General features: G+C 68.4%; 20 protein-coding genes and 1 pseudogene. 14 read left to right on the top strand and 7 right to left on the bottom strand.

Translation table 11 applies throughout. The annotated features are described in order from the left end of the window. Positions 1-55: 55 nt before the first annotated feature. Positions 56-2236, bottom strand: coding sequence for a cytochrome c biogenesis protein CcsA (ccsA, locus tag PKO50_RS14515; protein ID WP_275630120.1), 2181 nt, complete (start codon positions 2234-2236; stop codon positions 56-58). 377 nt (positions 2237-2613) lie between these two features. On the opposite strand from ccsA, the gene PKO50_RS14510 reads away from it, so the two are divergent. The 3 genes from PKO50_RS14510 (at position 2614) to PKO50_RS14500 (ending at position 7086) form a co-directional block, all read left to right on the top strand. Beyond that, entirely contained in the window at positions 2614-4290 is a 1677-nt protein-coding gene (locus PKO50_RS14510; protein ID WP_275630119.1) for an MFS transporter, read from the top strand. Positions 4291-4500: 210 nt separating this feature from the next. After that, positions 4501-5994: an aldehyde dehydrogenase family protein gene (locus PKO50_RS14505; protein WP_089392125.1), complete on the top strand. Its 1494-nt coding sequence runs from the start codon at positions 4501-4503 to the stop codon at positions 5992-5994. A gap of 288 nt (positions 5995-6282) precedes the next feature. Beyond that, positions 6283-7086, top strand: coding sequence for a hypothetical protein (locus PKO50_RS14500; RefSeq protein WP_275630118.1), 804 nt, complete (start codon positions 6283-6285; stop codon positions 7084-7086). A gap of 38 nt (positions 7087-7124) precedes the next feature. Here the strand turns inward: PKO50_RS14500 and PKO50_RS14495 are convergent, their stop codons facing one another. Continuing rightward, on the bottom strand, positions 7125-7757 hold the full coding sequence (locus PKO50_RS14495) for a TetR family transcriptional regulator (protein ID WP_275630117.1): 633 nt from the start codon (positions 7755-7757) through the stop codon (positions 7125-7127). Positions 7758-7852: 95 nt separating this feature from the next. Between PKO50_RS14495 and PKO50_RS14490 the strand changes: the two genes are divergently transcribed. The 4 genes from PKO50_RS14490 (at position 7853) to PKO50_RS14480 (ending at position 10519) form a co-directional block, all read left to right on the top strand. Next, positions 7853-8518 (top strand): O-methyltransferase, encoded by a 666-nt coding sequence (locus PKO50_RS14490; protein WP_275630116.1) that lies wholly within the window; start codon positions 7853-7855, stop codon positions 8516-8518. A 127-nt stretch (positions 8519-8645) separates the two neighbouring features. Beyond that, positions 8646-8864 (top strand): hypothetical protein, encoded by a 219-nt coding sequence (locus PKO50_RS34120; RefSeq protein WP_346770510.1) that lies wholly within the window; start codon positions 8646-8648, stop codon positions 8862-8864. After that, on the top strand, positions 8864-9103 hold the full coding sequence (locus tag PKO50_RS34115) for a GNAT family N-acetyltransferase (RefSeq protein ID WP_346770509.1): 240 nt from the start codon (positions 8864-8866) through the stop codon (positions 9101-9103). The genes PKO50_RS34120 and PKO50_RS34115 overlap by 1 nt, the downstream gene beginning before the upstream one ends. Positions 9104-9346: 243 nt before the next feature. Further along, on the top strand, positions 9347-10519 hold the full coding sequence (locus PKO50_RS14480; protein ID WP_275627213.1) for an IS4 family transposase: 1173 nt from the start codon (positions 9347-9349) through the stop codon (positions 10517-10519). A 480-nt stretch (positions 10520-10999) separates the two neighbouring features. On the opposite strand, the gene PKO50_RS14475 is transcribed toward PKO50_RS14480, so the two are convergent. Together PKO50_RS14475 and PKO50_RS14470 are read right to left on the bottom strand one after the other, a co-directional pair. Beyond that, positions 11000-11992, bottom strand: coding sequence for an asparaginase (locus tag PKO50_RS14475; protein WP_275630115.1), 993 nt, complete (start codon positions 11990-11992; stop codon positions 11000-11002). 60 nt (positions 11993-12052) lie between these two features. Further along, positions 12053-13495 (bottom strand): sodium:alanine symporter family protein, encoded by a 1443-nt coding sequence (locus tag PKO50_RS14470; RefSeq protein WP_109937068.1) that lies wholly within the window; start codon positions 13493-13495, stop codon positions 12053-12055. A 178-nt stretch (positions 13496-13673) separates the two neighbouring features. On the opposite strand from PKO50_RS14470, the gene PKO50_RS14465 reads away from it, so the two are divergent. From PKO50_RS14465 to PKO50_RS14435, 7 genes and pseudogenes are all read left to right on the top strand, one after another. Then, the gene (locus PKO50_RS14465) at positions 13674-14489 is read left to right on the top strand and encodes an XRE family transcriptional regulator (protein ID WP_275630114.1); all 816 of its coding nucleotides are present in this window, start codon (positions 13674-13676) and stop codon (positions 14487-14489) included. A gap of 429 nt (positions 14490-14918) precedes the next feature. Then, on the top strand, positions 14919-15596 hold the full coding sequence (locus PKO50_RS14460) for a thermostable hemolysin (protein ID WP_275630113.1): 678 nt from the start codon (positions 14919-14921) through the stop codon (positions 15594-15596). Beyond that, positions 15586-17052: an AMP-binding protein gene (locus PKO50_RS14455; protein WP_275630112.1), complete on the top strand. Its 1467-nt coding sequence runs from the start codon at positions 15586-15588 to the stop codon at positions 17050-17052. The genes PKO50_RS14460 and PKO50_RS14455 overlap by 11 nt, the downstream gene beginning before the upstream one ends. A 10-nt stretch (positions 17053-17062) precedes the next feature. Beyond that, positions 17063-17749, top strand: coding sequence for an iron-containing redox enzyme family protein (locus tag PKO50_RS14450; protein ID WP_109937072.1), 687 nt, complete (start codon positions 17063-17065; stop codon positions 17747-17749). Beyond that, a pseudogene (locus tag PKO50_RS14445) lies at positions 17736-18527 on the top strand (SDR family oxidoreductase); the annotation flags it as partial. The gene PKO50_RS14450 and the pseudogene PKO50_RS14445, both read left to right, overlap by 14 nt. Before the next feature lie 74 nt (positions 18528-18601). Next, on the top strand, positions 18602-19264 hold the full coding sequence (locus PKO50_RS14440; protein ID WP_109937074.1) for a response regulator: 663 nt from the start codon (positions 18602-18604) through the stop codon (positions 19262-19264). Then, positions 19261-20628 carry an ATP-binding protein gene (locus PKO50_RS14435; RefSeq protein WP_109937075.1) on the top strand — a complete coding sequence of 456 codons (1368 nt, stop codon included), beginning with the start codon at positions 19261-19263 and terminating at the stop codon, positions 20626-20628. Before PKO50_RS14440 ends, PKO50_RS14435 begins: the two co-directional genes overlap by 4 nt. Before the next feature lie 29 nt (positions 20629-20657). On the opposite strand, the gene otsA is transcribed toward PKO50_RS14435, so the two are convergent. Genes otsA through otsB form a run of 3 tightly spaced genes read right to left on the bottom strand, consistent with a single transcriptional unit; the run spans position 20658 to position 24672 of the window. Further along, on the bottom strand, positions 20658-22073 hold the full coding sequence (gene otsA / locus PKO50_RS14430) for an alpha,alpha-trehalose-phosphate synthase (UDP-forming) (protein WP_275630111.1): 1416 nt from the start codon (positions 22071-22073) through the stop codon (positions 20658-20660). After that, a complete protein-coding gene (locus PKO50_RS14425) occupies positions 22058-23854 on the bottom strand; it encodes a glycoside hydrolase family 15 protein (protein ID WP_109937077.1) in 1797 nt (598 codons plus the stop codon). The genes otsA and PKO50_RS14425 overlap by 16 nt, the downstream gene beginning before the upstream one ends. Then, positions 23851-24672, bottom strand: coding sequence for a trehalose-phosphatase (gene otsB / locus PKO50_RS14420; RefSeq protein ID WP_109937078.1), 822 nt, complete (start codon positions 24670-24672; stop codon positions 23851-23853). The genes PKO50_RS14425 and otsB overlap by 4 nt, the downstream gene beginning before the upstream one ends. Between the last annotated feature and the right edge of the window lie 71 nt (positions 24673-24743).

Below are 24743 nucleotides of genomic sequence, written 5' to 3'. Positions count from 1 at the left end.
CGGGTTTGCGGGCCACCCTGCGACAAGTTGGCACGTCTAATTTCGCGATTGCTGTCTAACTCTGAGACAAGCCCTCGGGACGCGCCTGGGATGCAGTATGGACGCGCTTGCGCGATGTGCCCGTGCCGGGCAGCAGCAAGGCGCCGAGCAGCATGCAGGCCAGCCCGGTCCAGACGAACGACAGCAGCGGGTAGCGGCGGATCACCACCAGGCTCTCGATGGCGTCGCCGGCCTGCCCCATCAGCCGCGGCGAGGCCGGCACCCACACCTGCAGGTCGCCCAGCCAGCCGCGGATGATGAAGGGGTGCAGCACGTAGCCGCGGTCCGAGGCGAAGCGCGCGTAGTGGTAGTCGAGGATCTCGCACAATTGCCGCACCGGGCCCTGGTAGGCCGGCGGGTTGCCGCGGCTGTCCTGGAACAGCGCATGGCCCTCCAGCTGGCGGCCGCCGTCGCGCAGCTCCACCCGCGCCACCGAGTGGTAGCCGGCGCGATCCGCCCGGGTGCTGTCGGGCAGCACCCGCAGCTGCATGCCGTTGGCCAGCGCCTGCCATTGCTCGAAGGAGGCCCCCGGCGGGATGGTCACCTGCAGGTAGGTGTTCAGCGCCGTGGCGGCCAGCCCGCCGACCAGGGCGACCACCGCGCCGCCGTGGATCAGCGCCACCCCGCCGCTGTAGCGCAGGTTGCCCAGGCGCCGGCTGCGCCACAGGGCGAGCACGCACCAGAAGGCGCAGGACGCCAGCAGGAAGGCCCCGCCCAGCAACGCCGCGTCCAGCCAGGGCAGCACCACCACGACGTTCTGCGAAAGCATGCCCTGGCCGCTGTAGCCGGCGCTCAGCCAGCCGCCGTGCCAGCCCACCAGCAGCATGGCCACGGCCATCGCCAGGCTCGCCGCCAGCGCCAGCCTGGGCCAGCCGCTGCGGCGCAGGAAGCTGTAGCCGCCGATCAGCCCGAGCAGGCCCAGCAGTGGCAGCAGCCAGCGCACCAGGCCGTAGCCATCCACGTCCCAATGGTCGAAGGCGCGGCGCAGGCCGTTCATCTCGTCGGTGGTGGCCCAGGCGGTGAGCGTCTCGAAGAACGGCTTGAGGTCGCCCGGGCGCTCCAGCCCCAGCCATTCATAGAGGTGCGCCTGCAGCAGCGCGCCCAGGGCCAGCAGCGCGCTGCCGGCGAACAGGTAGATGGCCACGTCCAGGGTCCAGTCCGAGCGGGCCTTGCGCCCTGCCCCGCGGCGCGCCCGCAGCGTCGCCCAGCCGGCCAGCGCCAGCAGTACCGCGGCCAGGCCCAGGTGGGCCAGCCAGGAGGTGGTGCCTATGTAGCGGTGCGAGCTGGCCAGCACCGTGCTGCGCGTCACCGCCATGGCGCCGCAGGCCATGGCCGCCGCCAGCAGGCTGAGCCATGGCAACAGGCGCCGGTTGGCCCCATCCGGGCGCCAGCGCCGCGCGCCGTGCAGCACCGCGCCGAGCAGCGCCCAGACCACGAAGGCCGAGGTCTGCACCGGGTCCCAGTGCCACAGCTGGCCGAAGGTGAAGTCCTCCATGGCCCAGGCCATGCCCGCGCCTATGCCGGCGCTGAGCACCAGCCAGGCGCGCCGGCCGTAGCGCAGGGCCACCGCGCCATAGGTCTCGCCGCCACCGCCCAGGGCATCCAGCGCCGCCCCGGCCGGCGCCAGGGCCCAGGCGTAGGCGGCCAGCACCAGGGGCGCGTGGAAGGCCATCCAGAAGGTCTGCAGGTGGGCGTTCATGCCCTGGTTGGGCTGCGCCGCCAGCCAGTCCGCCGGGGTGGCGGAAAAGGGCCCGAGCCAGGCCGCGGTGGCCGCGTACCAGGCGGCCACCAGCGCCCCGCAACGCCCGGCCCAGCCGGCCTGGCGCGCCTGGCCGGCAGCGATGGCCATGCAGAAGGTGGCCAGCAACAGTACGGTGCCCTCGTCGCCGCCCCAGAGGTTGGCCATCTTCAGGTAGCCGGGCAAGGCGGCGCTGCTGTAGAGCCAGGCGTAGCGCAGCTGGAAATGGTCGGCCAGCAGGTGCAGCGCCAGCGCCAGGCAGGCGCCGCACAGCGCCCCCAGGGCCAGCGGCCAGGCCAGGGCGCGCCACCGGGGCCGCACGGCACCCAGGGCGATGAGCACGGCACTGGCCCACAGCCAGGCATTGCCCAGCAACGGCAGGAACCACAGCAGCAGGCAGGTGGCGACAAAGGCGCCAAGCCCGGGGAACACGGGCGATGGGGTGAACGTCCTCTTCAAATCGGGCCTCCTTGGAATGCTTCCCGCCTGTGTTCGCGGGATTGCGCATCCGGGCCTCTACATATTGTGTGCCAGCAGCGAAAAGACCTTGCATGACAGTCGCTTGGCGCAAGGCCAGGGGCCACGCGGCGTTGCAATTCGCGACAACCATTGCAGCCTGAGACAGCACCCTTGGTTCTAGCCGATCCGCCGCGGCTGGATATCTGGAAGATGGCGTTTATGCTTCTAGATGGCCCGCACGCCTTGCCGGGCCAGCCTGAAGCCTGTCTGCAGTCTCGCTTCGACTATCCGTGTTCCGCTGCATCAACCCCATGGCCCGAGTGCGGCAACGGTGGTTAAGGACTCCGGCCCATCACAAGAACAAGACGGAGAAGAACATGGCGCAGACCTACAGCCCGGCCGCGGGCAACACACCCCACAACGGCATCACCCGGGAGGAGCGCAAGGTCATCTTCGCCTCCTCCCTGGGCACCGTCTTCGAGTGGTACGACTTCTACCTCTACGGCTCGCTCGCGGCGATCATCGCGAAGCACTTCTTCGCCGGGGTCAACGAGACGACGGCCTTCATCTTCGCCCTGCTGGCCTTCGCCGCCGGCTTTGCGGTGCGCCCCTTCGGCGCCATCGTGTTCGGCCGCCTGGGCGATCTGGTGGGGCGCAAGTACACCTTCCTCATCACCATCGTCATCATGGGCATCTCCACCGCCGTGGTGGGCATGCTGCCCAGCTATGCCAGCATAGGCGTGGCGGCGCCGGTCATCCTGATCAGCCTGCGCCTGCTGCAGGGCCTGGCGCTGGGCGGCGAGTACGGCGGCGCGGCGACCTACGTGGCCGAGCACGCGCCCCAGGGCAAGCGCGGCTTCTTCACCTCGTGGATCCAGACCACCGCCACCCTCGGCCTGTTCCTCTCGCTGCTGGTGATCATGGCCTGCCGCACCTCCCTGGGCAACGAGGCCTTCGAGGCCTGGGGCTGGCGCATCCCCTTCCTGCTCTCCATCGTGCTGCTGGCCATCTCGGTGTACATCCGCCTGCAACTCTCCGAGTCGCCGGTGTTCAAGCGCATGAAGGAGGAAGGCAAGGCGTCCAAGGCGCCGCTGACCGAGTCCTTCGCCCGCTGGGACAACCTCAAGGTGGTGATCATGTCGCTGCTCGGCGGCACCGCCGGCCAGGCGGTGGTCTGGTACACCGGGCAGTTCTACGCGCTGTTCTTCCTGCTGCAGACGCTGAAGATAGACGCGCAGACCGCCAACCTGCTGATCGCCGGCTCGCTGTTGCTGGGCACGCCCTTCTTCGTGTTCTTCGGCAGCCTGTCCGACCGCATCGGGCGCAAGAAGATCGTCATGGCCGGCTGCATCCTCGCCGCCCTGACCTACTTCCCGATCTTCAAGGGCCTGACCGAGTTCGGTAACCCCGACGTGTTCGCCGCGCAGGAGAAGAACCCGGTCACCGTGGTCGCCGACCCGTCCGCCTGCGCCTTCCAGTTCGACCCGGTGGGCAAGGCCAAATTCACCAGCTCCTGCGACCAGGCCAAGAGCCTGCTGGCGAAGAAGGCCATTCCCTACCAGAACGTCAAGGCCGAGAGCGGCGCCGTGGCCCAGGTGCACATCGGCGACAAGGTGATCGCCAGCTTCGAGGGCGGCGGCCTGGCGGCGGCGGACTTCAAGGCGCAGTCCGAGGCCTTCACCGCACAGATGGGCACCGCCCTCAAGGACGCGGGCTACCCCGAGAAGGCCGATCCGGCCAAGACCAACCACCTAGCGGTCCTGCTGCTGCTCACCGTGCTGGTGATCTACGTGACCATGGTCTACGGCCCCATCGCCGCCTGGCTGGTGGAACTCTTCCCGGCGCGCATCCGCTACACCTCCATGTCGCTGCCCTACCACATCGGCAACGGCTGGTTCGGCGGCTTCCTGCCCACCGTGGCCTTCGCCATGGTGGCGGCTACCGGGGACATCTACTACGGCCTCTGGTACCCCATCATCATCGCGGTGATGACGGCCATCCTCGGCACCTTCTTCCTGCCGGAAACCAAGGACCGCGAAATCCACCACGCCTGAGCCGCGACCCCGCCTCGAAACAGCCCGCCCCGTGCGGGCTGTTTCGTCAGGGGCTGTCTCAGGGCTGTCGCAAGCTGCGACAGCGGGTATTCGCTCCGCATACTCAGGACCCAATAAAACCCTTTTTAATTCAATAGGTTGAAATAACAAGACCAGCTTGGCATAGCGGTTGCGATAGCCGTCGGGACAACTCAACAAGAGGCAACCGCAATGCTCGCTTCCCTGCCCATCAAGCCCGAATCCCGCGCCTTCCTGCAGCGCGCGCCGAAGATGCTCATCGGTGCCGATTGGACCGGTGCCGCCGATGGCGCCCTCATGGACCTGCGCAATCCGGCCACCGGCGAAGTGCTCTGCCAGGTGCCCTCCGCCAGCGCCGCCGACGTCGACCGCGCCGTGCGCGCCGCCCGCCAGGCCTTCGACGATTCGCCCTGGAGCCGCATGCGTCCGCGCGAGCGGCAGAACCTGCTATGGAAGCTCGCCGACCTGATGGAGCGCGACGCCGACCTGCTGGCCGAGCTGGAATGCCTGAACAACGGCAAGAGCGCCGCCGTGGCGCGGGTCATGGACGTGCAGCTGGGCATCGACTTCCTCCGCTACATGGCCGGCTGGGCCACCAAGATCGAAGGCGCCAGCGTCGACGTCTCCATGCCGCTGATGCCCAACGACGACTTCCACGGCTTCATCCGCCGCGAGGCCGTCGGCGTGGTCGGCGCCATCGTCGCCTGGAACTTCCCCCTGCTGCTGGCCTGCTGGAAACTCGGCCCGGCCCTGGCCACCGGTTGCAGCGTGGTGCTCAAGCCGGCCGACGAAACCCCGCTCAGCGCCCTGAAGCTGGCCGAGCTGGCCCTGGAAGCCGGCTACCCGGCGGGCGTGTTCAACGTCGTCACCGGCACCGGCATCAACGCAGGCAGCGCCCTCACCCACCACCCGCTGGTGGACAAGCTGACCTTCACCGGCTCCACCGCCGTGGGCAAGGAAATCGGCAAGGCGGCCATGGACAACATGACCCGCGTGACCCTGGAGCTGGGCGGCAAGTCGCCGACCATCGTCCTCGCCGACGCCGACCTGAACAGCGCCGCCGCCGGCGCCGCCCAGGCCATCTTCTTCAACCAGGGCCAGGTGTGCTGCGCCGGCTCGCGCCTGTACGTGCAGCGCAAGCACTTCGACAACGTGGTGGCCGACATCGCCGGCATCGCCAACGGCATGAAGCTGGGCAACGGCCTGGACCCGAGCGTGGACATGGGCCCGCTGATCTCCGCCCGCCAGCAGCAGCGCGTGCACAACTACATCGAACTGGGCCGCGAGAAAGGCGCCACCATCGCCTGCGGCGGCGAACAGTTCGGCCCCGGCTACTTCGTCAAGCCGACGGTGATCGTCGACGTGGACCAGAAGAACCCGCTGGTGCAGGAGGAAATCTTCGGCCCGGTGCTGGTGGCCATGCCCTTCGACGACATCGACGAAGCCATCCGCCTGGCCAACGACAGCCCCTACGGCCTGGGCGCCAGCATCTGGTCCAACGACCTGGGCGCGGTGCACCGGATGATCCCGAAGATCAAGTCCGGCTCGGTCTGGGTGAACTGCCACAGCGCACTGGACCCGGCGCTGCCCTTCGGCGGCTACAAGATGTCCGGCCTGGGCCGCGAAATGGGCGCCGCCGCCATCGAGCACTACACCGAGGTGAAATCGGTACTGATCCGGCTGTAACGCGAAAAGGTCCTACCTCGCCGGCGCGTTACCCCCTGCACCGGCGTTTCCATCCCCTGGCCGCGCGAGTGGTCGGGGGATTTTTTTCGGTATTGCAACGCCCTCAGGCGTAGGGCGGATAACCGCGAACGGTTATCCGCCCTAGCACTTCAGGAAGAATAATTCCTAAATGCTCAGAACCATCAAGCCAATAAATATAAGAGCCCCACAAAAACCAGCTAAAAATCAAATACACCTGAATAGGTGAACCATCCTGATGAGCTATAGAGGCGGACATGGAGGTCCCTTATGAAAAGAAGTACCAACACCCTTCAGCCCGAAGACACCCCACAATCAAAAGTCTCAAGACTTGATGCCATCGCAAGGCACCCCTTGACACTTCTTTTGGCGGGATTCCTAGTAACGGGAATTTTAGGAGGTGCCATTACTCGAAACTTCGATGACGCTGCTGAATACAGACACAACATAGAAAAGCGCAAAGCCGCATCCAAAACACTATTGCTCTCAGCAGCCAAGCTGGCAGAGATCTCCTCTAGGATTCATTCAGCACTCGTAGAAAAACAATCAAAAGACCGGGTCGACGGATACTTGACAAGTTATGAAGAAGCAAGGGCGGAATGGAACAGAAATTACTTTATTCTCCCATTCTCCATTCTGGAGTTCGCAGATGGCAGGAATGCCTATGAAGATGTACGTGAAGTGCTGAATTGGTCACTACACAATAACATCCGGGCGCTCACCGACTGTACAAACTTCATGCTAGGGCATCCTGATCAGATATATGATTTCTGCCCGGATTTCATGCCAATCGATTATCCATCTCCCACAGAGAGGCAGACACTTCAAGACCGCTTGAGAATTGTAACGCGCTGCATCAGAACCGTATCCTTCATGCTCGCACTGTACTCAAGCTCGACGGTGGACTATGCAACCGAGCCTTCGAGAAACCAACTCAGTTGGGGATGCCGTCCTCAACGCAAAATTCCAGGGTACAAGGAGCCAACGCCAGTCTGGAATTTGACACTTAAAGAAAAAATCAGGAACTACATTAACGACCACTTCCCCAGCAAAACCCGACCACCGGCCCATTAAGACAAGCTATTCATCTGCCATAACGAACAACGAAGGCCTTAAGCTGCTCTGCCTGTTCCAAGATAGGCACAGAACATATCCGCCATCGCCCCGGCATAACGCTCGATTTCCTCATCCGTCCGCGGCGTTTCCGAGAACTGCTTGCCCACCGCGCCGAGCGTGGTCGTGACCAGGTCCACGGCCAGCGCCCGCGCCTCGCTCGAAGCATCGGGCAGCACCTGCGCCATGAAGCTGTGGAAGATGCGCTCGCCGGCCGCCTTGGCCTCCCGCGCCTCGGGCGCGTCGCGGTACAGCGGCGCGGCGTCGCTGAGCGCGGTGCGGACCGCCGCTTCCTCGCATTCCGAACGGACGAAGGCGTGCACCAGGGTGCGCAGGCGCGCCAAGGGCGGTTGCCGGGTGTCTTCGAGGATGCCGCGCAGCATCTCGCTGGTCTGGCGCCATTCGTCGCTCTGCAGGCGGAACAGGATCGCCGCCTTGTTCGGGAAGTACTGGTACAGCGAACCGACGCTGACGCCGGCCCGTTCGGCCACCCGCGCGGTGGTGAAGCGCTGCGCGCCCTCCTTCGCCAGAACCTGAACAGCGGCGTCGAGAATGGCGGCGACCAGCTCGGTCGAGCGGGCCTGCCGGGGCTGCTTGCGCGAGGAAATCCGCGGGCTGCGGCGTTCGCCCATGGGGGACTCCGGGAATGCGAATAGTGAAACCTGACGAGTTCGTCGCATTCTAGTCGGGCGCCCTGAAGCGCTCAACCCACCTTCGGAGTCCCCCCATGACCACCCTCACCACCACCCCCGTCGCCGCCCTGCTGGAACGCCTGTTCGCCGAGGCCGACGCCAGCGAGCCGGCCAGAAGCCCCGCCATCACCGGCCTGTCCGGCGAGGAACTGTCGCGCCTGATGGGCAGCAAGACCGAGTACCGCGACCTCTACGGGCGCCTGAAGGACCTGCCGCTCCCCGTCTCGCGCGCCACCGGCGCGCTGCTGTACATGCTGGCGCGCAGCTGCCAGGCACGCAGCATCGTGGAGTTCGGCACCTCCTTCGGCATCTCCACCCTGCACCTCGCCGCGGCCCTGCGCGACAACGGCGGCGGCCGCCTGATCGGCAGCGAGTTCGAACCGTCCAAGGTGCAGCGCGCCCGGGCCAACCTGAGCGCCGGCGGCCTGGCCGACCTGGTGGAGATCCGCGAGGGCGACGCCCTGCAGACCCTGGCGCGCGACCTGCCGGAGCGCATCGACCTGCTGCTACTCGACGGCGCCAAGGCGCTCTACCCGGAAATCCTCGCCCTGGTGGAAAGCCGCCTGCGCCCCGGCGCGCTGATCGTCGCCGACAACGCCGACCACAGCCCGGAGTACCTGGCGCGGGTGCGCGACGCCGGCAACGGCTACCTGTCGGTGCCTTTCGCCGAGGACGTCGAGCTGAGCATGCGGCTTGGCTGAGACGGGTACCGCAGCCCTGGCCCCGCCGACGCCAGGCGGGGCCAGGTACCGTTTCGGATGCCGCGAGCCTGGCAGCAGGCGAATCCGCTAGAGTGCCCTCTCCACCGGCAATGACCAGGCAGCGACCATGGATGCACGAGAAATCCGCCAAGCCACCCCCGACGACGCCCCCGCCATCGCCCGTCTGGTAGACGAGGCCTACAGCCCCTACATCCCGCGCATCGGCCGCAAGCCCGCGCCCATGCTCGACGACTACCGGCAGGTGATCGCCGAGGCCGATGTGTTCGTGTGTGCCCTCGATGGCGAAGTGGCCGGCGTGCTGGTGCTCCGCCCCAGAGTCCGGTAGTGCTGCTGGAGAACATCGCGGTTGCGCCGGCGTTCAAGGGCCGGGGCATCGGCAAGGCGTTGCTGGCGTTCTGCGAGGACTATGCGCGGGCCCGGCGCCTTGAGGCCATCGAACTCTATACGAACCAGTTGATGACCGAGAACATCGCCCTCTACACGAAGCTGGGCTACCAGGAAACGCACCGGGCCACGGAGGACGGTTTTGCGCGGGTGTTCATGCGCAAGGGGGTTGTGGGGTAGGCAGGGTTCTGAAGGGAGCGGGGCTATTCGGGCCACCGGGTGGTCCAGTGCGGCCTGGGATCAATCGCGGACGGAGTCCGCTCCTACGCTGAGGCATGGCGCCAGAAATTTTAATCCCCGTCACTCCCGCGAACGCGCACTACTGTCCGGAATAAATTTTGCGAGGAAAAGCCTGGAGGGCTTGCGGGGGCTGAAGGCACGGATTAAACCGTTGAGCGCCAACTCAACCCCAGCCCCCGCAAGATGTTCAGAATAAGCCGTTTTCACGATGTTCTAAAAGCTCTGCCCCGCGGAGTCTTCGATCGACTGGTCGCCGAACAGGGCGCCGACAAGCACAGCAAGCGCTTTGGCAGCTGGCATCACCTGGTCGCCATGGTGTATGCCCATCTGGCCAGCGTAAGCAGCCTGCGTGCGTTGGAAACCAGCTTCAACAGCCAGTCCAATCATCACTATCACCTCGGTGCGGGCCCGATCCGGCGCTCGACCCTGGCCGACGCCAACGAGCGCCGTAATGCCCAGGTCTTCGCCCTGGCGGCGCAATACCTGATGACCGGCGCCTGCCGCCAACTGCGCCGCGACGGGAAAGAATTGCTGTACCTGCTGGACTCCACGTCGATCACCCTCAAGGGCCCAGGCTTCGACGAGTGGACGTTGAGCAACCGAACCCGCACCCAGGGGCTGAAAGTCCATGTGCTGTATGCCGAGCAGGCCGCCGCGCCGGTGCATTGCAGTTTCACTGCCGCCAACGTCAATGATGTCGACGAAGGCAAGACGCTGAGCATCGAGCCGCGGGCCACCTACGTGTTCGACAAGGGCTATTACGACTTCAATTGGTGGGCGAGCCTGGATGCCCAGCAGGCCCGCTTCGTCACGCGTTTCAAGTCCAATGTGGCGCTCAAGGTCCTGGCCCAGCGCGAAGTGCCCGTGCAGGACCGGGAAACGATCCTGCAGGACGCCGAGGTGCGTTTTTCCAATCGTTCCCCCGGTGGCAGACGGCGCAATCACTACACCAAGCCGCTGCGACGAATCCTGGTGAATCGCCCGGGCGGTGAGCCTCCGCTGAGCCTGGCGACTAATGACCTGACCAGCCCAGCGACCGAGATTGCGGAGCGCTACCGGGATCGCTGGCGAATCGAACTGTTTTTCAAATGGATCAAGCAGCACCTGAAGATCAAGCGCTTCCTGGGGCGCAGCGAGAATGCCGTGCGCATCCAGATTCTCTGTGCGTTGATCAGCTACCTGCTGCTGAGTCTTTACCAACGTCGGACCGGAGCCCGGCAAAGCCTGTGGATGCTGATGGTGGAGGTACAGGCGACGCTGTTTCAGCGCCCTGGCCTGGAGGCCGAACGCTCCCGACGACGACGGGAGCGACTACAGGAGATTAACCAACGGCAAGGGCAGCTGTTAATAGCATGAAAAGTGCCGGACAGTAGTGCGCGAACGCGGGAGCCCAGAATAGAGTTACAGGAGAGGCGCCATCGTAGGATGGGTTGAGCCTTGGCGAAACCCATGCGGCCATGGCGATGGGCATCGCTCCGCTCAACCTATCCTATGCGCTACTCCTCCCCTCGTAGGAGCGGAACTTTTCCGCGATGACCGGACGTATCGGCGCGATTCGCGGATAAGATCCGCTCCTACGCTGCCCCACCTGCGCCATTCTCCTGTAGGAGCGCGCCCTGCGCGCGAATCGCGGGCAGGGCCCACTCCTACAGGTTGCGGTGAGGCATGGCGTTTAGCCTGTAGGAGCGGACTCTGTCCGCGATTATCCGGCCAACATGGCTGCGTTTCAGGATCGGCGTATCTGGCCGACGGCGGATAACCGCGAACGGTTATGCGCCCTACGTGTGAGCCTGGGGAAGAAACAGACATGCTCCCCAGTGGCTACGACATGCCCGCCTATTCAGCCAGCTCGCCACACAAGTCCAGGGCGAACCAGCGCTCGGCCTCTTCCACGTCCAGCCCCGCGCCCAGCAGGGCGAACAGCTTGCCCAGGGCCGCTTCGCGGGTCATGCCGCCGCCGGACACCAGGCCGGTGTCGCGCAGGCGGCTGCCGGCGGCGTAGGTGTCGAACACCACGCTGCCCGCCGGGCACTGGCTGATGGCGGCCAGCAGCACGCCGCGGCGGCGGGCCCGGCTCAGGGCATCGAGCAGCGCCTGGTTGTCCGAGGGGCCGGTGCCGCTGCCGTAGCATTCCAGCAGCAGGCCCTGCACGCCGCTGTTCAGCACGGCGTCCAGTTGCTCGGCCTGCAGGCCGGGGAACAGCGGCTGCACCGCCAGGCGTACGGGCCTGCGCGCTTGCCGGTAGCCCAGCGCCTCGGGCCGTTGCGGGGCGTGCCCGCCGTCGCGGTGGCGCGGCAGCGTGGTGAAGGCGTCGAAGGCTTCGCTGTGCAGCTTGGTGGCGCGCGCGCCGTGCAGCAGCGCGCCGCCGAAGTAGAGTTGCACGCCGCTGGCCTTGCCGCCCTCCAGCACGTCCAGGGCGCCGCCGAGGTTGGCCCAGGCGTCGCTGCCGGGCGCGCCGGCGGGCAGCATGGAGCCGGTCAGCAGCACCGGCGCGTCCAGGCCCAGCAGCAGGAACGACAGCGCCGCCGCGGTGTAGGCCAGGGTGTCGGTGCCGTGCAGCACCAGCACGCCGTCATGGCCGCCCTGCTCCACCGCTTCGAGTATGGCGTCGCGCATGGCCAGCCAGTTGGCCTGCTGCATGTTGGCGCTGTCCAGCAGCGGCTGCATTTCCCGGAAGCCCCAGGCGAAGGTCGGCTGCCGGCCGCTGCCGGCCAGCCATTCGCGCATGCGCGCCTCGAAGCCGCTGGCCGGGGCCAGGCCTTCGGGCGTCTGCAGCATGCCGATGGTGCCGCCGGTGTAGAGGACGAAGAGGTTCTTGACTGCGCGCATGGGCTGATCCTGCGTTCTTGTTGTGGCGCGGGCCGACCGCCGGGACGGCCCGCGCGGCCGTCAGCGTTGCGCCTGCGGCAGGCCAGCGGGGATTTCGCGGGCGGCCTCGGCGCTCCGGCCGGCCGGCCAGGCATCGCGGTCCAGGTCGAGGTCGGCGAACTGGGCGGAGTCGAACACCGGCTGGTCGATGCCGGCGCGACGCTGTGCATCGTAATCGCCCATCACCCGCAGGCCAACCTTGAACAGCAGGGCCAGGGCCAGCAGGTTGACGAAGGCCAGGCAGGTCATGGTGATGTCGGCGAAGGCGAACACCGTGGAGAGGTTCTGCACCGAGCCCCAGACGATCAGCGCCAGCACCAGGGCGCGGTAGCCGATCAGCACCAGGCGGTTGCGGCTGAGGAACTGCAGGCTGTTCTCGCCCAGGTAGTAGTTGTAGAGGATGCAGGTGAAGACGAACAGCGACAGCGCGACGCTGACGAACAGCCGGCCCCAGTCACCGACCACCGCGGCCAGGGAGTTCTGGGTGAGCGTGATGCCGTCGCCTTCGAAGCCGGGGGTGTAGAAGCCCGAGAGCAGGATCAGCAGCGCGGTGCAGGTGCAGATGACGAAGGTGTCGAGGAACACGCTGAAGGCCTGCACCACGCCCTGGGAGGCCGGGTGGCGCACGGCGGCCACGGCGGCGACGTTGGGCGCGCTGCCCAGGCCCGCCTCGTTGGCGAACACGCCGCGCTTCACGCCCATGACGATGGCGCTGCCGAGCAGGCCGCCGAAGGCCGGGTCGAGGCCGAAGGCGCTCTTGAAGATGGTTTCCAGCATGGCCGGCACGTGCTCGATCTGGCTACCGATCACGTACAGGGTGACGCCGATGTAGGCCAGGGTCTTGACCGGCACCAGCAGGTCGGACACCGCGGCGATGCGCTTGATGCCGCCGACGAAGACGATGGCCAGCAGCACCGCCAGGGCGATGCCGGTGTGCTGCGGAGCGAAGCCGAAGGCGTTCTGCAGCGAATGGGTCACGGTGTAGGACTGCAGGCCATTGAAGGCGAAGCCGTAGGTCACCAGCAGCAGCACGGAGAACACCACCGCCATGCCCTTGAGCTTCAGGCCGTGCTGGATGTAGTACGCCGGGCCGCCGCGGTACAGGCCGTCGCCGTCGGCGCGCTTGTAGACCTGGGCCAGGGTGCACTCGAAGAAGCTGCTGGACATGCCGACCAGCGCCGTCACCCACATCCAGAACACCGCGCCGGGGCCGCCGAGGGTCACGGCGATGCCGACGCCGGCGATGTTGCCCGCGCCCACGCGCCCGGCGAGGCTCAGCATCAGCGCCTGGAACGAGCTCAGTTGGCCGGCCTGGCCGCGGATGGACTCCTTGAACACGCCGAACATGTGGCCGAAGTGGCGGAACTGGACGAACCGGGAGCGCAGGGTGAAGTAGCTGCCGAGTCCGACGATGAGCACGATGAGAACCTTCCCGGAGAGGAAGTCGTTGAGCGCTTCGAGCATGGGTGTGACCTCGATTCTTGTTCTTCGGATGGAAGAGAGGCGTCAGGCGCCGGGTGGCGCCTGGCGTTGGCGGGCAAGGTTGGCCAAGGCACGGGCCCGTGACAATTTCGCATCCTGTTACGAGTTGATGCGACCTGATGCTAGACTTGCGCCACTCGCATCACCCCGGAAGCCACCGATGTCCGACCACCTGGGCGAAAACCTCAAGCTCGCCTGCAGCCACTACCGCTCTATCTCGGAGGTCTGCCGGCAGTTGCAGATCAACCGCGCGCAGTTCAATAAGTACCTCGGCGGGCAGAGCCAGCCCACCCCCTTCAACCTCAAGCGCATCGGTGACTTCTTCGGCGTCGAGGACTACGAGCTGGGCCTGCCGCCGGAGCAGTTCGCCCGCCTGATCGGCGCCCGCGCCAGCCAGGCCAGCGTGCCGCGCAACGACCCGCTGCTGCGCCTGCTGGAGCCGCTGCGCGAACAGTCCGGCAACCTGTCGCGCTACTGCGGCTACTACTTCGAATACTCCAACTGCATGTCGGTGCCCGGTTCCATCCTGCTGTCGCTGGTGCACCTGTGGGAGGAGGGCGGCAACTTCCTGTTCGAACGCCAGGAGCGCCAGGAGCGCTCCAGCAGCACCGACGTGCAGGCCGAGGACTGGGTGCGCTGCCGCTACCTGGGCGCGGCCTTCCAGCTGCAGGACCGGGTGTTCCTGATCGACTACGAGTCGCTCACCGTCAACGAGATGAGCCAGACCATCCTCATCCCCAGCTTCAAGAGCCGCATCACCCGCCTGAACGGCCTGAAGACCGGCGTCTCCAGCGGCGACCGGCGCACCCCGGCGTGCACCCGGGTGGTCTGGGAATACCTGGGCCCGGAGATCAACCGCATCAGCGCCTACCGCCAGGTGAAGCTGTACCGCCCGGACGATCCGCGCATCGACGACGACGTGCGCGAGCGCCTGAACGTGGGGCCGATCCACAATGGGTTGTTCGAGATCGAGTGAGGACGATCGCGGACAGAGTCCGCGATTGGACTCACCGGCGGCACGAATGGCGGCGGATAACCGCGAACGGTTATTCGCCCTACGAGTTTGCCGGCTGACGCTGCGTTATCCGCTTGCTCGGGACAGCTCCCTCTCCCTTCAGGGAGAGGGTTGGGGAGAGGGGACTTCGCTCACGCACCTCTGCCAACCCTGACGCCGCACCCCCTCCCTAACCCTCCCCCGCAAGCGGGAGAGGGGACCGTTCGGCGTGAAGCAGAATCACGAAGCTCCCGGGTACCCACGTAGGGCGCATAACGCCTACGGCGTTATCCGCCGAATCGCCGCGGCGATCTACTCGGGATGACTGAGCAACCCCGCCACAGCTTCAGACTGCATTCAGATTCGCTGCCGATACTCCCCTCCCATCGCCAGTCCCGCCTTGGGGGAAACATGACACAAGCAGAATGGAATGCCCTCTTTCCATTCCAGTTCGGCACCCACCACGAGCGCAGGGCCAGCCTGGTCCTGCGTCGCGAGGGGGAGCCCGGGCGCGAGGCGCTGGAGGCTTTCGTTCATGAGCGCTTCGCGCGGATGCACCATGCCGACGTCCAGCACTTCCTGCCCGACCTGCTCGGCCTGTGCGACGGCCAGGGCCGGCTGAGCGCCGCGGTGGGCATCCGCCTGGCCACCGGTGGGCCGCTGTTCCTCGAACGCTACCTGGACGAACCGCTGGAGGTGCCGGTGTCGCGCCTGGCCGGGCGCATCGTCGGGCGCGACGAACTGGTGGAGGTGGGCAACCTGTCCGCGCTCAGCGCCGGCAGCGCGCGCCTGATCATTGTCGCGATGACCTGGCTGCTGGCCGCCCGCGACCTGAACTGGGTGGCCTTCACCGGGGCCGCGAGCCTGGTCAACAGCTTCCACCGCCTGGGGCTGGAGCCGAGCGTGCTGGGCCGCGCCGACCCCGCCCGCCTGGACGGCGAAGGCGCCAGCTGGGGCAGCTACTACGACCAGCACCCACAGGTGTTCGCCGGCGATATCCGCTACGGGCACGCGCAGCTGGAGCGCAACCAGGTGCTCGACCGCCTGGGCTTTCCCCTGTTGCTGACGGAGGCTGGCCATGCAGCCTGAATTGCAGGCCTTCCGCCAATGCCTGGAGGAGTATGCGCGGCAGCAGGGTGAGCGCATCGCCCTGCGCGGCGCCAGCGAACGCTATAGCCATGCCCAGTTGCTGGAGCAGGTGCAAGCCCGCGAGGCGCTGTTGCAAAAGCAGCCGCCGGGCGTCCTCGCCATCGCCCTGGACAACGGTCCCGAGGCGCTGCTCTGGGACCTGGCGGCGCTGTTCGGCGAGCGCCCCTGCGTGATCCTGCCGCCCTTCTTCAGCCCGGCCCAGCGCGCCCACTGCCTGCTGCAGAGCCAGGCGACACTGGCCCTGGCTCCGGCCGAGCTGCACGAGGAATTGCGCGAACTGGGCTTCACCCCCGGCGAGCCCTTCTGGCAACGCCCGGCGACGGCGGACGCGGGCCTGCCGCCCGGCACCGCGAAAATCACCTACACCTCCGGCAGCACCGGCACGCCCAAGGGCGTGTGCCTGTCCGCCGGGGCCCTGCTGCGGGTGGCCGGCGAACTGGAACGGGCCAGCCGCCCGGCCGAGCCTTCCAGCTACCTGGCGGTGCTGCCGCTGGCGGTATTGCTGGAGAACCTCGGCCTGTACGCCGCGCTGCTGGCCGGCGCCGGCGTCACCCTGCTTCCCCAGGGGCAACTGGGCATCAGCGGCGCCAGCGGGGTGGACTGGAAGCGCCTGCTCGGCTGCGTGGCGCTCAGCGGCGCGCAGAGCCTGATCCTGGTGCCGCAGCTGCTGCTCGGCCTGGTCAGCGCCATCGAGCGCGGCCTGATGCGCGTCGGCCCGCTGCGCTTCGTCGCGGTGGGCGGCGCGCGGGTGTCCACGGGCCTGCTGGAGCGCGCCTCCGCCGTCGGCCTGCCGGTGTACGAGGGCTACGGGCTGTCCGAGTGCGCCTCGGTGGTCTGCCTCAACCGCCCCGGCGAGCGGCGCCCGGGCAGCGTTGGCCAGCCGCTGCCGCACGCGCAGGTGCGCCTGGCCGAGGACGGCGAGGTGCTGGTGCGCGGCGCCACCCTGCTCGGCTACCTGGGCGAGCCGCCCTTCACCGGGCAATGGTGGCCCACGGGCGACCTTGGCCACTTCGATGCCGATGGCTACCTGTACCTGGCCGGGCGCAAGAAGAACCAGTTCATCACCAGCTTCGGGCGCAACCTCAACCCGGAATGGATCGAGGCCGAGCTGACCCAGGGCGGCGTCATCCTCCAGGCCTTCGTCCATGGCGAGGGCCTGCACCAGAACCTGGCGCTGCTCTGGCCGCTGGACCCGCAGGCCGGCGACGACGACCTGGAACAGGCGGTGCAGCGCTGCAACGCCGCCCTCCCCGACTACGCCCGGGTGCACGCCTGGCGCCGCCTGCCGCAGCCGCTCAGCGCCGCCGAGGGCACCCTGACCGGCAACGGCCGGCCGCGCCGCGCGGAAATCCTCGAACGCTACCGCAACGAACTCTTCTCCCTCGTGACCGAATGAGGTTCACCCCATGGCATTCTTCGACACCCTGCAATCGGCCACCGCCCAGGAGCGCCAGGCGCTGTTCGGCGTACCGGTGATCCGCGACGCCCTGGACGGCGTCGTCAGCCTGGAAGGCTACGTCGCCTTCCTCACCCAGGCCTACCACCACGTGCGCCATACCGTGCCGCTGATGATGGCCTGCGGCGCCCGCCTGCCCCCGCGCCTGGAATGGCTGCGCAAGGCGGTGTGCGACTACATCGAGGAGGAATACGGCCACGAGCAGTGGATCCTCGACGACATCGCCGCCTGCGGCGGCAACCCCGAACAGGTGCGCAACGGCCGCCCGGCGCTGCCCATCGAGCTGATGGTGGCCTTCCTCTACGACCTGATCGCCCGCGACAACCCGGTGGGCCTGTTCGGCATGGTCAACGTGCTGGAGGGCACCAGCATCGCCCTGGCCACCCGCGCCGCCGGCAGCATCCAGGAGAGCCTCGGCCTGCCGCCGGGCGCCTTCGGCTACCTGAGTTCCCACGGCGCCCTGGACCAGGGCCACATGGCCACCTACCGCACGCTGATGGACCGCCTGGACGACGCCGCCGACCAGCAGGCGGTGATCCACGCCGCCCGGGTGGTGTACCGGCTGTACGCCGACATGTTCCGCGGCCTGCCGCGGGCCCGGGCCGGCCAGGGCGAGGTGCAGCATGCGCCTGCCTGACTGCCGCGCGGTGCTCACCGGCGCCAGCGGCGGCATCGGCCTGCAGCTGGCCGAGCAGCTGTGCGCCGCCGGCGCCCAGGTGCTGGCGGTCAGCCGCCATCCCGGCCCCCTCGCCGGGCTGCGGCAACGCTACCCGCACCAGTTGCGCTGGGAGGGCGCCGACCTGCGCGGGCCCGGCGGCCGCCAGGCGGTGGTCGAGGCGGCGTGGCAGATGGGCGGCGCCAACCTGCTGATCAACGCCGCCGGGGTGAACCGCTTCGCCCTGCTCGAACAGCTGGACGAACAGGCCCTGGACGACCTGCTGGAACTGAACATCAACGCCACCCTGCAACTGACGCGGGTGATGCTGCCGCTGCTGCGCGAACAGCCCCACGCCCTGGTGGTGAACGTCGGCTCCACCTACGGCTCCATCGGCTACCCCGGCTACGCCACCTACTGCGCCAGCAAGTTCGCCCTGCGCGGCTTCTCCGAGGCCCTGCGCCGGGAGCTGGCCGACACCCCGGTGGACGTGCTCTACGTCGCCCCGCGGGCGACCCGCACCGGCATGAACTCGGCCGCCGCCACGGCGCTGAACCTGGCCCTGAAGGTCGGCATGGACGACCCGCGCGACGTCGCCCGGGCGGTGCTCGACGCCGTGCAGAAGAACCGTAGCGAGCTGTACCTGGGCTGGCCGGAGAAACTCTTCGTGCGCCTGAACGGCATGCTGCCGGGGGTGGTCGACCGCGCCCTGCGCAAGCAACTGCCGCTGATCCGCCGCTACAGCGACGCCAACGCCCGTGGGCCGGCCGACCAGGGCCGCCGCGGCGAAATCGATGCTTTACTCAAGGCCACCGGGGACAAACAGGACTGAGCATGCGGCTACTGCTGGTGGAGGACGACAGCGCCCTGGGCGAAGGGGTACGTACCGGGCTGCGCCAGGAGGGCTACACCATCGACTGGCTCAAGGACGGCGCCAGCGCGCTGCACGCATTGCAGCACGAGGCATTCGACCTCGTGGTGCTCGACCTGGGCCTGCCGCGCCTGGACGGCGTCGAGGTGCTCAGGCGCCTGCGCGCCGGCGGCGCCAACCTGCCGGTGCTGATCCTCACCGCGCGCGACGCCACCGAGGACCGTATCGCCGGGCTGGACGCCGGCGCCGACGACTACCTGGTCAAGCCCTTCGACCTGGACGAACTCAAGGCCCGCCTGCGCGCCCTGCTGCGGCGCAGCGCCGGGCGCGCGCGGGTGCTGATCGAGCACGCCGGGGTGAGCCTCGACCCGGCCACCCAGCAGGTCAGCTACCGCGGCCAGCCGGTGGTGCTCACGCCCAAGGAATACCTGCTGCTGCACGAACTGCTGGCCCAGCCGGGCAAGGTCTTCACCCGCGAGCGCCTGACCCGGCTGCTCTACGGCTGGGACGAGGAAGCCGAGAGCAACACCCTGGAGGTGCACATCTACCACCTGCGCAAGAAGCTCTCCGGCGAGCTCATCCGCACCGTGCGCGGCATCGGCTACCTGGTGGAAGGCCAGGCATGAACTCGCTGCGCCAGCGCACCCTGCTGCGGGTGACGGCCCTGCTGCTGATCGGCACCGCCCTGCTGACGCTGTACAACTACCACGACAGCAGTCACGAGATCGCCGAGGTCTACGACGCCCACCTGGCGCAGAATGCCCGCCTGCTGCAGGGGGTGATGAGCATGCCGCTGGACGAGCCCGGGCGGCGCAACCTCTACGCCGCCTTCGACGAGGCGCTGAGCCAGGTCGGCAAGCACCGCGTCGGCCACCCCTACGAGAACAAGCTGGCCTTCCAGGTCTGGCGCGAGGACGGCCAGATCCTGGTGCACACGCCCAGCGCGCCCACCTTCAGCGCGCCGCTGCGCACGCCGGGGTTCGCCAACTACGAGGTGGAGGGCCGGCACTGGCGCGGCTTCCTGCTGCCGGTGCCGGCGCAGAAGCTGCTGATCTGGGTGGGCGAGCGCGACGACGTGCGCGAGGACCTGGTGGGGCGCATCGTCCGCCACACCCTGCTGCCCTTCATGCTCGGCAGCCTGGCCCTGGTGCTGCTGGTCTGGCTGGCCATCGGCTGGGGCCTGCAGCCGCTGCAGAACATGGCGAAGGTGATCCGCGCCCGCCACGCCGATTCCCTGGAACCGCTGCAGCTGGTGCCGCTGCCCAGGGAACTGGAGCCCATGCAGGCCGCGCTCAACCGCCTGCTCGGCCAGCTCGAGGCGCTGCTGCGCCGCGAGCACCGCTTCATCGCCGATGCCGCCCACGAGATGCGCACGCCCCTGGCGGTGCTCCGCCTGCACGCACAGAATGCCCTGCAGGCGCGCAACGAGGCCGAGCGCCGCGAGGCCCTGGACTTCCTCATCGGCGGCGTCGACCGCCTCAGCCGGGTGGTCAACCAGTTGCTGACCCTGGCCCGCGTCGAGCCGCAGCTGGCCCAGCGCCAGTTCGCCCCGGTGGACCTGGCCGCGGTGGTCACCGACACCCTTGCCGAACTCACCCCCTGGATGCTCCGCCAGGGCCTGGAGCCGGTGCTGGAGATCGAGCCCGGCGACTACCGCCTGAACAGCGACGCCGGCGCCATCGGCATCGCCCTGCAGAACCTGGTGACCAACGCGGTGAACTTCTCCCCACCCGGCGCGCTGGTGCGCATCGGCCTGCGCGCGGAGGGCGCGCACTTCGAGCTGAGCGTCGAGGACCAGGGCCCGGGCATCGCCGAGGCCCACCTGGAGCGCGCCTTCCAGCGCTTCTACAGCGAAGGCAATGAGGGCGGCGCGGGCCTTGGGCTGTCCATCGTGGCCATGATCATGCAGCGCCTGGGTGGCAGCGTGCAGTTGGCCAACCGCACCGAGGGCGGCCTGCGCGCCCGCCTGCGCCTGCCACGGGGCCCGTGAGCGGCGCCCACGGCCGTTGCCCGGCTGCCTCAGTGCTGGCTGGCGCCGCGGCTGGACAGCCAGTTCAGCGGCACGGCCGGGCGCGTCAGGGCCTCGATGAAACCATGGCCCCAGTAGCGGATGTGGTTGGCCTCCAGCACCGAGTACATCTCCTGGTGGCGCGCCTGGCGTTCCTCCAGCGGCATCTCCAGGGCACGCTCGATGGCGTCGGCCAGGGCGTCGCGGTCATGGGGGTTGACGATGAGCGCGCCGCCCAGCTCGGCGGCGGCGCCGGCGAACTGCGAGAGGATCAGCACGCCCGGGTCGGCCGGGTCTTGCGCGGCGACGAACTCCTTGGCCACCAGGTTCATGCCGTCGCGCAGCGGCGTGACCAGGCCGATGCGCGCGCGGCGCATGACCAGGGCGATGTCCTCGCGCCCCAGGTTGCGGCTGACGAAGCGCAGCGGCACCCAGGACACCGCGGCGAAGCGCCCGTTGATGTGGCCCACGCGGGCGCTCACCGCGGCGTCGATCTCGGCGTACTCGGGAATCTCCTGGCGGCTGCCGGGGGCGATCTGCAGGCAGGTCACCCGGCCCTGCCGCTCGGGGTACTTCTCCAGGAAGCGCTCGTAGGCGTCCAGGCGGTTGGTGATGCCCTTGGAGTAGTCCAGGCGGTCCACCCCGACCATCAGCGCGCGGCCCACCAGGCTCTCCTCCAGCTTGGCCGCCAGCGGGCCGTGCTCGGCCTCCTCGGCCAGGCGGCGGAAGCCTTCCACGTCCACCCCCACCGGGAACACGCCGACGCGGAAGTGCTGGTGGCCCAGGCTGAAGCGCCGCGAGTCGGGGGTGGCCGCGCCCACCACGCGGGTCAGGTAGCGGGCGAAGTTGTCGGCGTCATTCTCGGTCTGGAAGCCGATCAGGTTGTACTCGGTGAGCGCTCGCACCAGCTCCTCGTGGTGCGGCAGCGCGGTGAGCAGGTCCGGCGGCGGCATCGGGATGTGCAGGAAGAAGCCGATGCGGTTGCGGTGGCCACGCTCGCGCAGCGCCACGGCCAGGGGGATCAGGTGGTAGTCGTGGACCCAGAGCACGTCGTCCGGCTGCAGCAGCGGGCTCAGGCGTTCGGCGAAGAACTCGTTGACGCGCAGGTAGCCGCCGAAGTCGGCCTCGGTGAACTCGGCCAGGTCCACCCGGTAATGCAGGATCGGCCAGAGCACGCGGTTGGCGAAGCCGTTGTAGTACTCCTGGAAGTCCTGCGGCGGCAGGTCGGTGATCATGTAGGTGATGTTGCCGTTCTCCAGGGTGACCGGCTCCGCGGGGTTCTCCGCCACCTGGCCGCTCCAGCCGAACCACAGGCCCTCGCGCTCGCGCAGGGTGGCTTCCACCGCCACCGCCAGGCCGCCCGGCGCGGGCCGGCCCTCGGCATCGGGCATGCCCACCCGGTTGGAAATCACTACAAGCCGCGACATAGGCCCTCCTCCCAGCTCATGGACAGACGCATGGCGGTGTTGATCAACCCGGCCATGGAATACGTCTGCGGAATGTTGCCCCACATCTCGCCGGTGTGCGGATGCAGGTCCTCGGACAGCAGGCCGAAGCTGTTGCGCGCGGCCAGCAGCTCGGCGTACAGCGCGCGGGCCTGGTCGCGCCGGCCGATGGCGGCCAGGGCGTCCAGGTACCAGAACTTGACCACCAGGAAGGCGGTCTCCGGCACCCCGAAGTCGTCGGGGGCGGCATAGCGCAGCAGGTGGCCGTTGACGTTCAGCTCGCGGCCGATGCAGTCGACGGTGGCGACGAAGCGCGGGTCGTCGGCCTCGATCAGGCCCAGCTCGTGCATCAGCAGCACGCTGGCGTCCAGGTCGTCGACGCCGAAGCTGCCGGTGAAGGACTGCCGGCGCTCGCTCCAGGCCTCGCGCAGGATGCCCTCGCGCAGGCGCGCGGCCTCCTTGCGCCAGCGCGCCGCCGAGTCGCCGTGGCCCAGGCGCGCGGCGATGCGCGCCACGCGGTCGCAGGCAGCCCAGCAGAGCATCGCCGAATGGGTGTGCACGCGCTGCCGGCCACGGTATTCCCAGATGCCCGCGTCGGGCACGAAGGCGCAGCGCGCGGCGCGCTCGGCCAGGCTTTCCAGCAGGCGCAGCATGCCCTCGTCGCCGGGGTGCGGCAGGCGCTGGTCGACGAAGCTCTGCAGCACCGCCAGCACCACCGAGCCGAACACGTCGTGCTGCACCTGCTCCACCGCCTGGTTGCCGACGCGCACCGGGGCGTGGCCGAGGAAGCCGGCCAGGTCCGGCTCGATGCGCTCGGTCAGGTCCATGGCCGGAACCACCCCGTACAGCGGCCGCAGCTCGGCGCCCTCCACCGCCACCGTGGTGATGAAGTCGACGTAGCGCTCCATGGTCTTGGTGGCGCCCAGGCGGTTCAGCGCCAGCACCACGAAGTAGGCGTCGCGCAGCCAGCAGTAGCGGTAGTCCCAGTTGCGCTGGGTGCCCGGCGCCTCGGGCACCGAGGTGGTCACCGCGGCGATGATCGCCCCGGTCTCCTCGAAGCTGCACAGCTTCAGGGTGATGGCCGCGCGGATCACCACGTCCTGCCATTCGAAGGGGATGGCCAGCGAGCGCACCCACTCGTACCAGCCGGCGCGGGTGCGTTCGAGGAAGCTTCTGACCACCTGCTCGGGGGACTCGTCCAGCGGCTCGTCGACGCCCATCACCAGGCTCACCGGGTGCTTGAGGGCGAAGGGCGTTTCCTGCATGACGTAGGACAGCGGCGCATCCGTGGTCAGGCGCAGCGCCTGGTCGCCACCCAGGTAGCGGATGTGGCTGGAGCCGGCCACCGCCTCGCAGGGCTTGCCGTAGTGGTGCGTCGGGCGCATGCGCAGGGTCACCCGCGGCAGCCCCTGTATCGGCTCCACCAGCCGGCACAGCTGCGCCGGGCGGAAATAGCGGCCGTACTGCGGGAAGCGCGGGGCGAAGTCGGTGATGCGCACGGCGTTGCCGGCGGCGTCGGTGAGGGTGGTGCGGATGATCGCGGTGTTCGGCTGGTACTCCGCATGGCTGCTGACCATGCCGTCGAGCAGCACGTCGCAGAAGCCCTTCTCCTCCTCGCCGGCCAGCAGCCGGGAGAAGGCCGGGTCGCCATCGAAGTTCGGGTAGCACCACCACACCAGGCGCCCCTGCCGGTTCACCAGGGCGGCGACGCGGCAGTTGCCGATCAGCCCCAGGTCCAGCGCGCCGTTGTGCTTGCCGCTCATGCCTGTGTCCTCCTCGTGGCCTGTATGAGTGTCTCGCGTACCGTTCGCGGATGGTCAAAGACGGCCCGGGCGCCGGGGGCCGGGCGCCCGACCGAAAGGCCCAGCCCACCCAGCTGCGGCATCAGCGCCAGGGCCGGCTCGTCGGTATGGTCGTCGCCGATGAACAGCGGCCGGCGCCCGGCGAAGGGCGGCGCGCCGAGAAAGCGACGGATGGCCTGGGCCTTGTCGCTGGCATGGGCCAGCACCTCGAACACCATCTTCCCCGGCAGCAGCCGCAGCCCGGCGCCGTCGGGGCCGCGCAGCAGCCGGTCGAGGGCGGCCCGCAGGGCCGGGCCGGCCTCGGGCACGGCGCGGTAATGCAGGGCCAGGCTGCTGCCCTTGTCCTCGGCCAGCACGCCGGGGTGCCGCCGGGCCAGGGCCAGCAGGCGTTCGCGCTGCGCCGCGCCGAGTTGGGCCGCCGGCAATTGCCGCATGGGCTGCCCGCCGGCCAGGCGCCACTGCGCGCCGTGGCCGCCGCTGGCCGGCAGGCGCAGGGGGGCGAACAGGTCGTCGAGCTGCGCCAGCGGGCGTCCGCTGACCAGCGCCAGGGCACCGTCAAGCCGGCGGTGCAGGCTTTGCAGGGCGGTGCGCAGGTCGTCGGGGACGCGCACCGCGTCGGGGCTCTCGACGATATCCAGGAGGGTACCGTCGACATCGAGAAAGAGCGCGCAACGGGCTTCGCGCTCGCTCAACCAGTCATCGAGCAGGGCCCTGGCCGAGGCATCACCGCAAGCAGCAATGGCCGCGTCGGCCAGACCGGGATCGATCGGGCGGGACATGGGCCGATCTCCACGTTTCGGGCCGCCCGCGAACAACCGGTGCGGACGGCGAAGCGAATGAGAATCCAGAA

Origin of the sequence: Pseudomonas sp. 273 (assembly GCF_029201425.1) — a bacterium.
Lineage (GTDB): Bacteria > Pseudomonadota > Gammaproteobacteria > Pseudomonadales > Pseudomonadaceae > Pseudomonas > Pseudomonas delhiensis.
The sequence above is the reverse complement of the archived record's forward strand: the minus strand, read 5'-3'. Positions and strand labels throughout refer to the sequence as shown.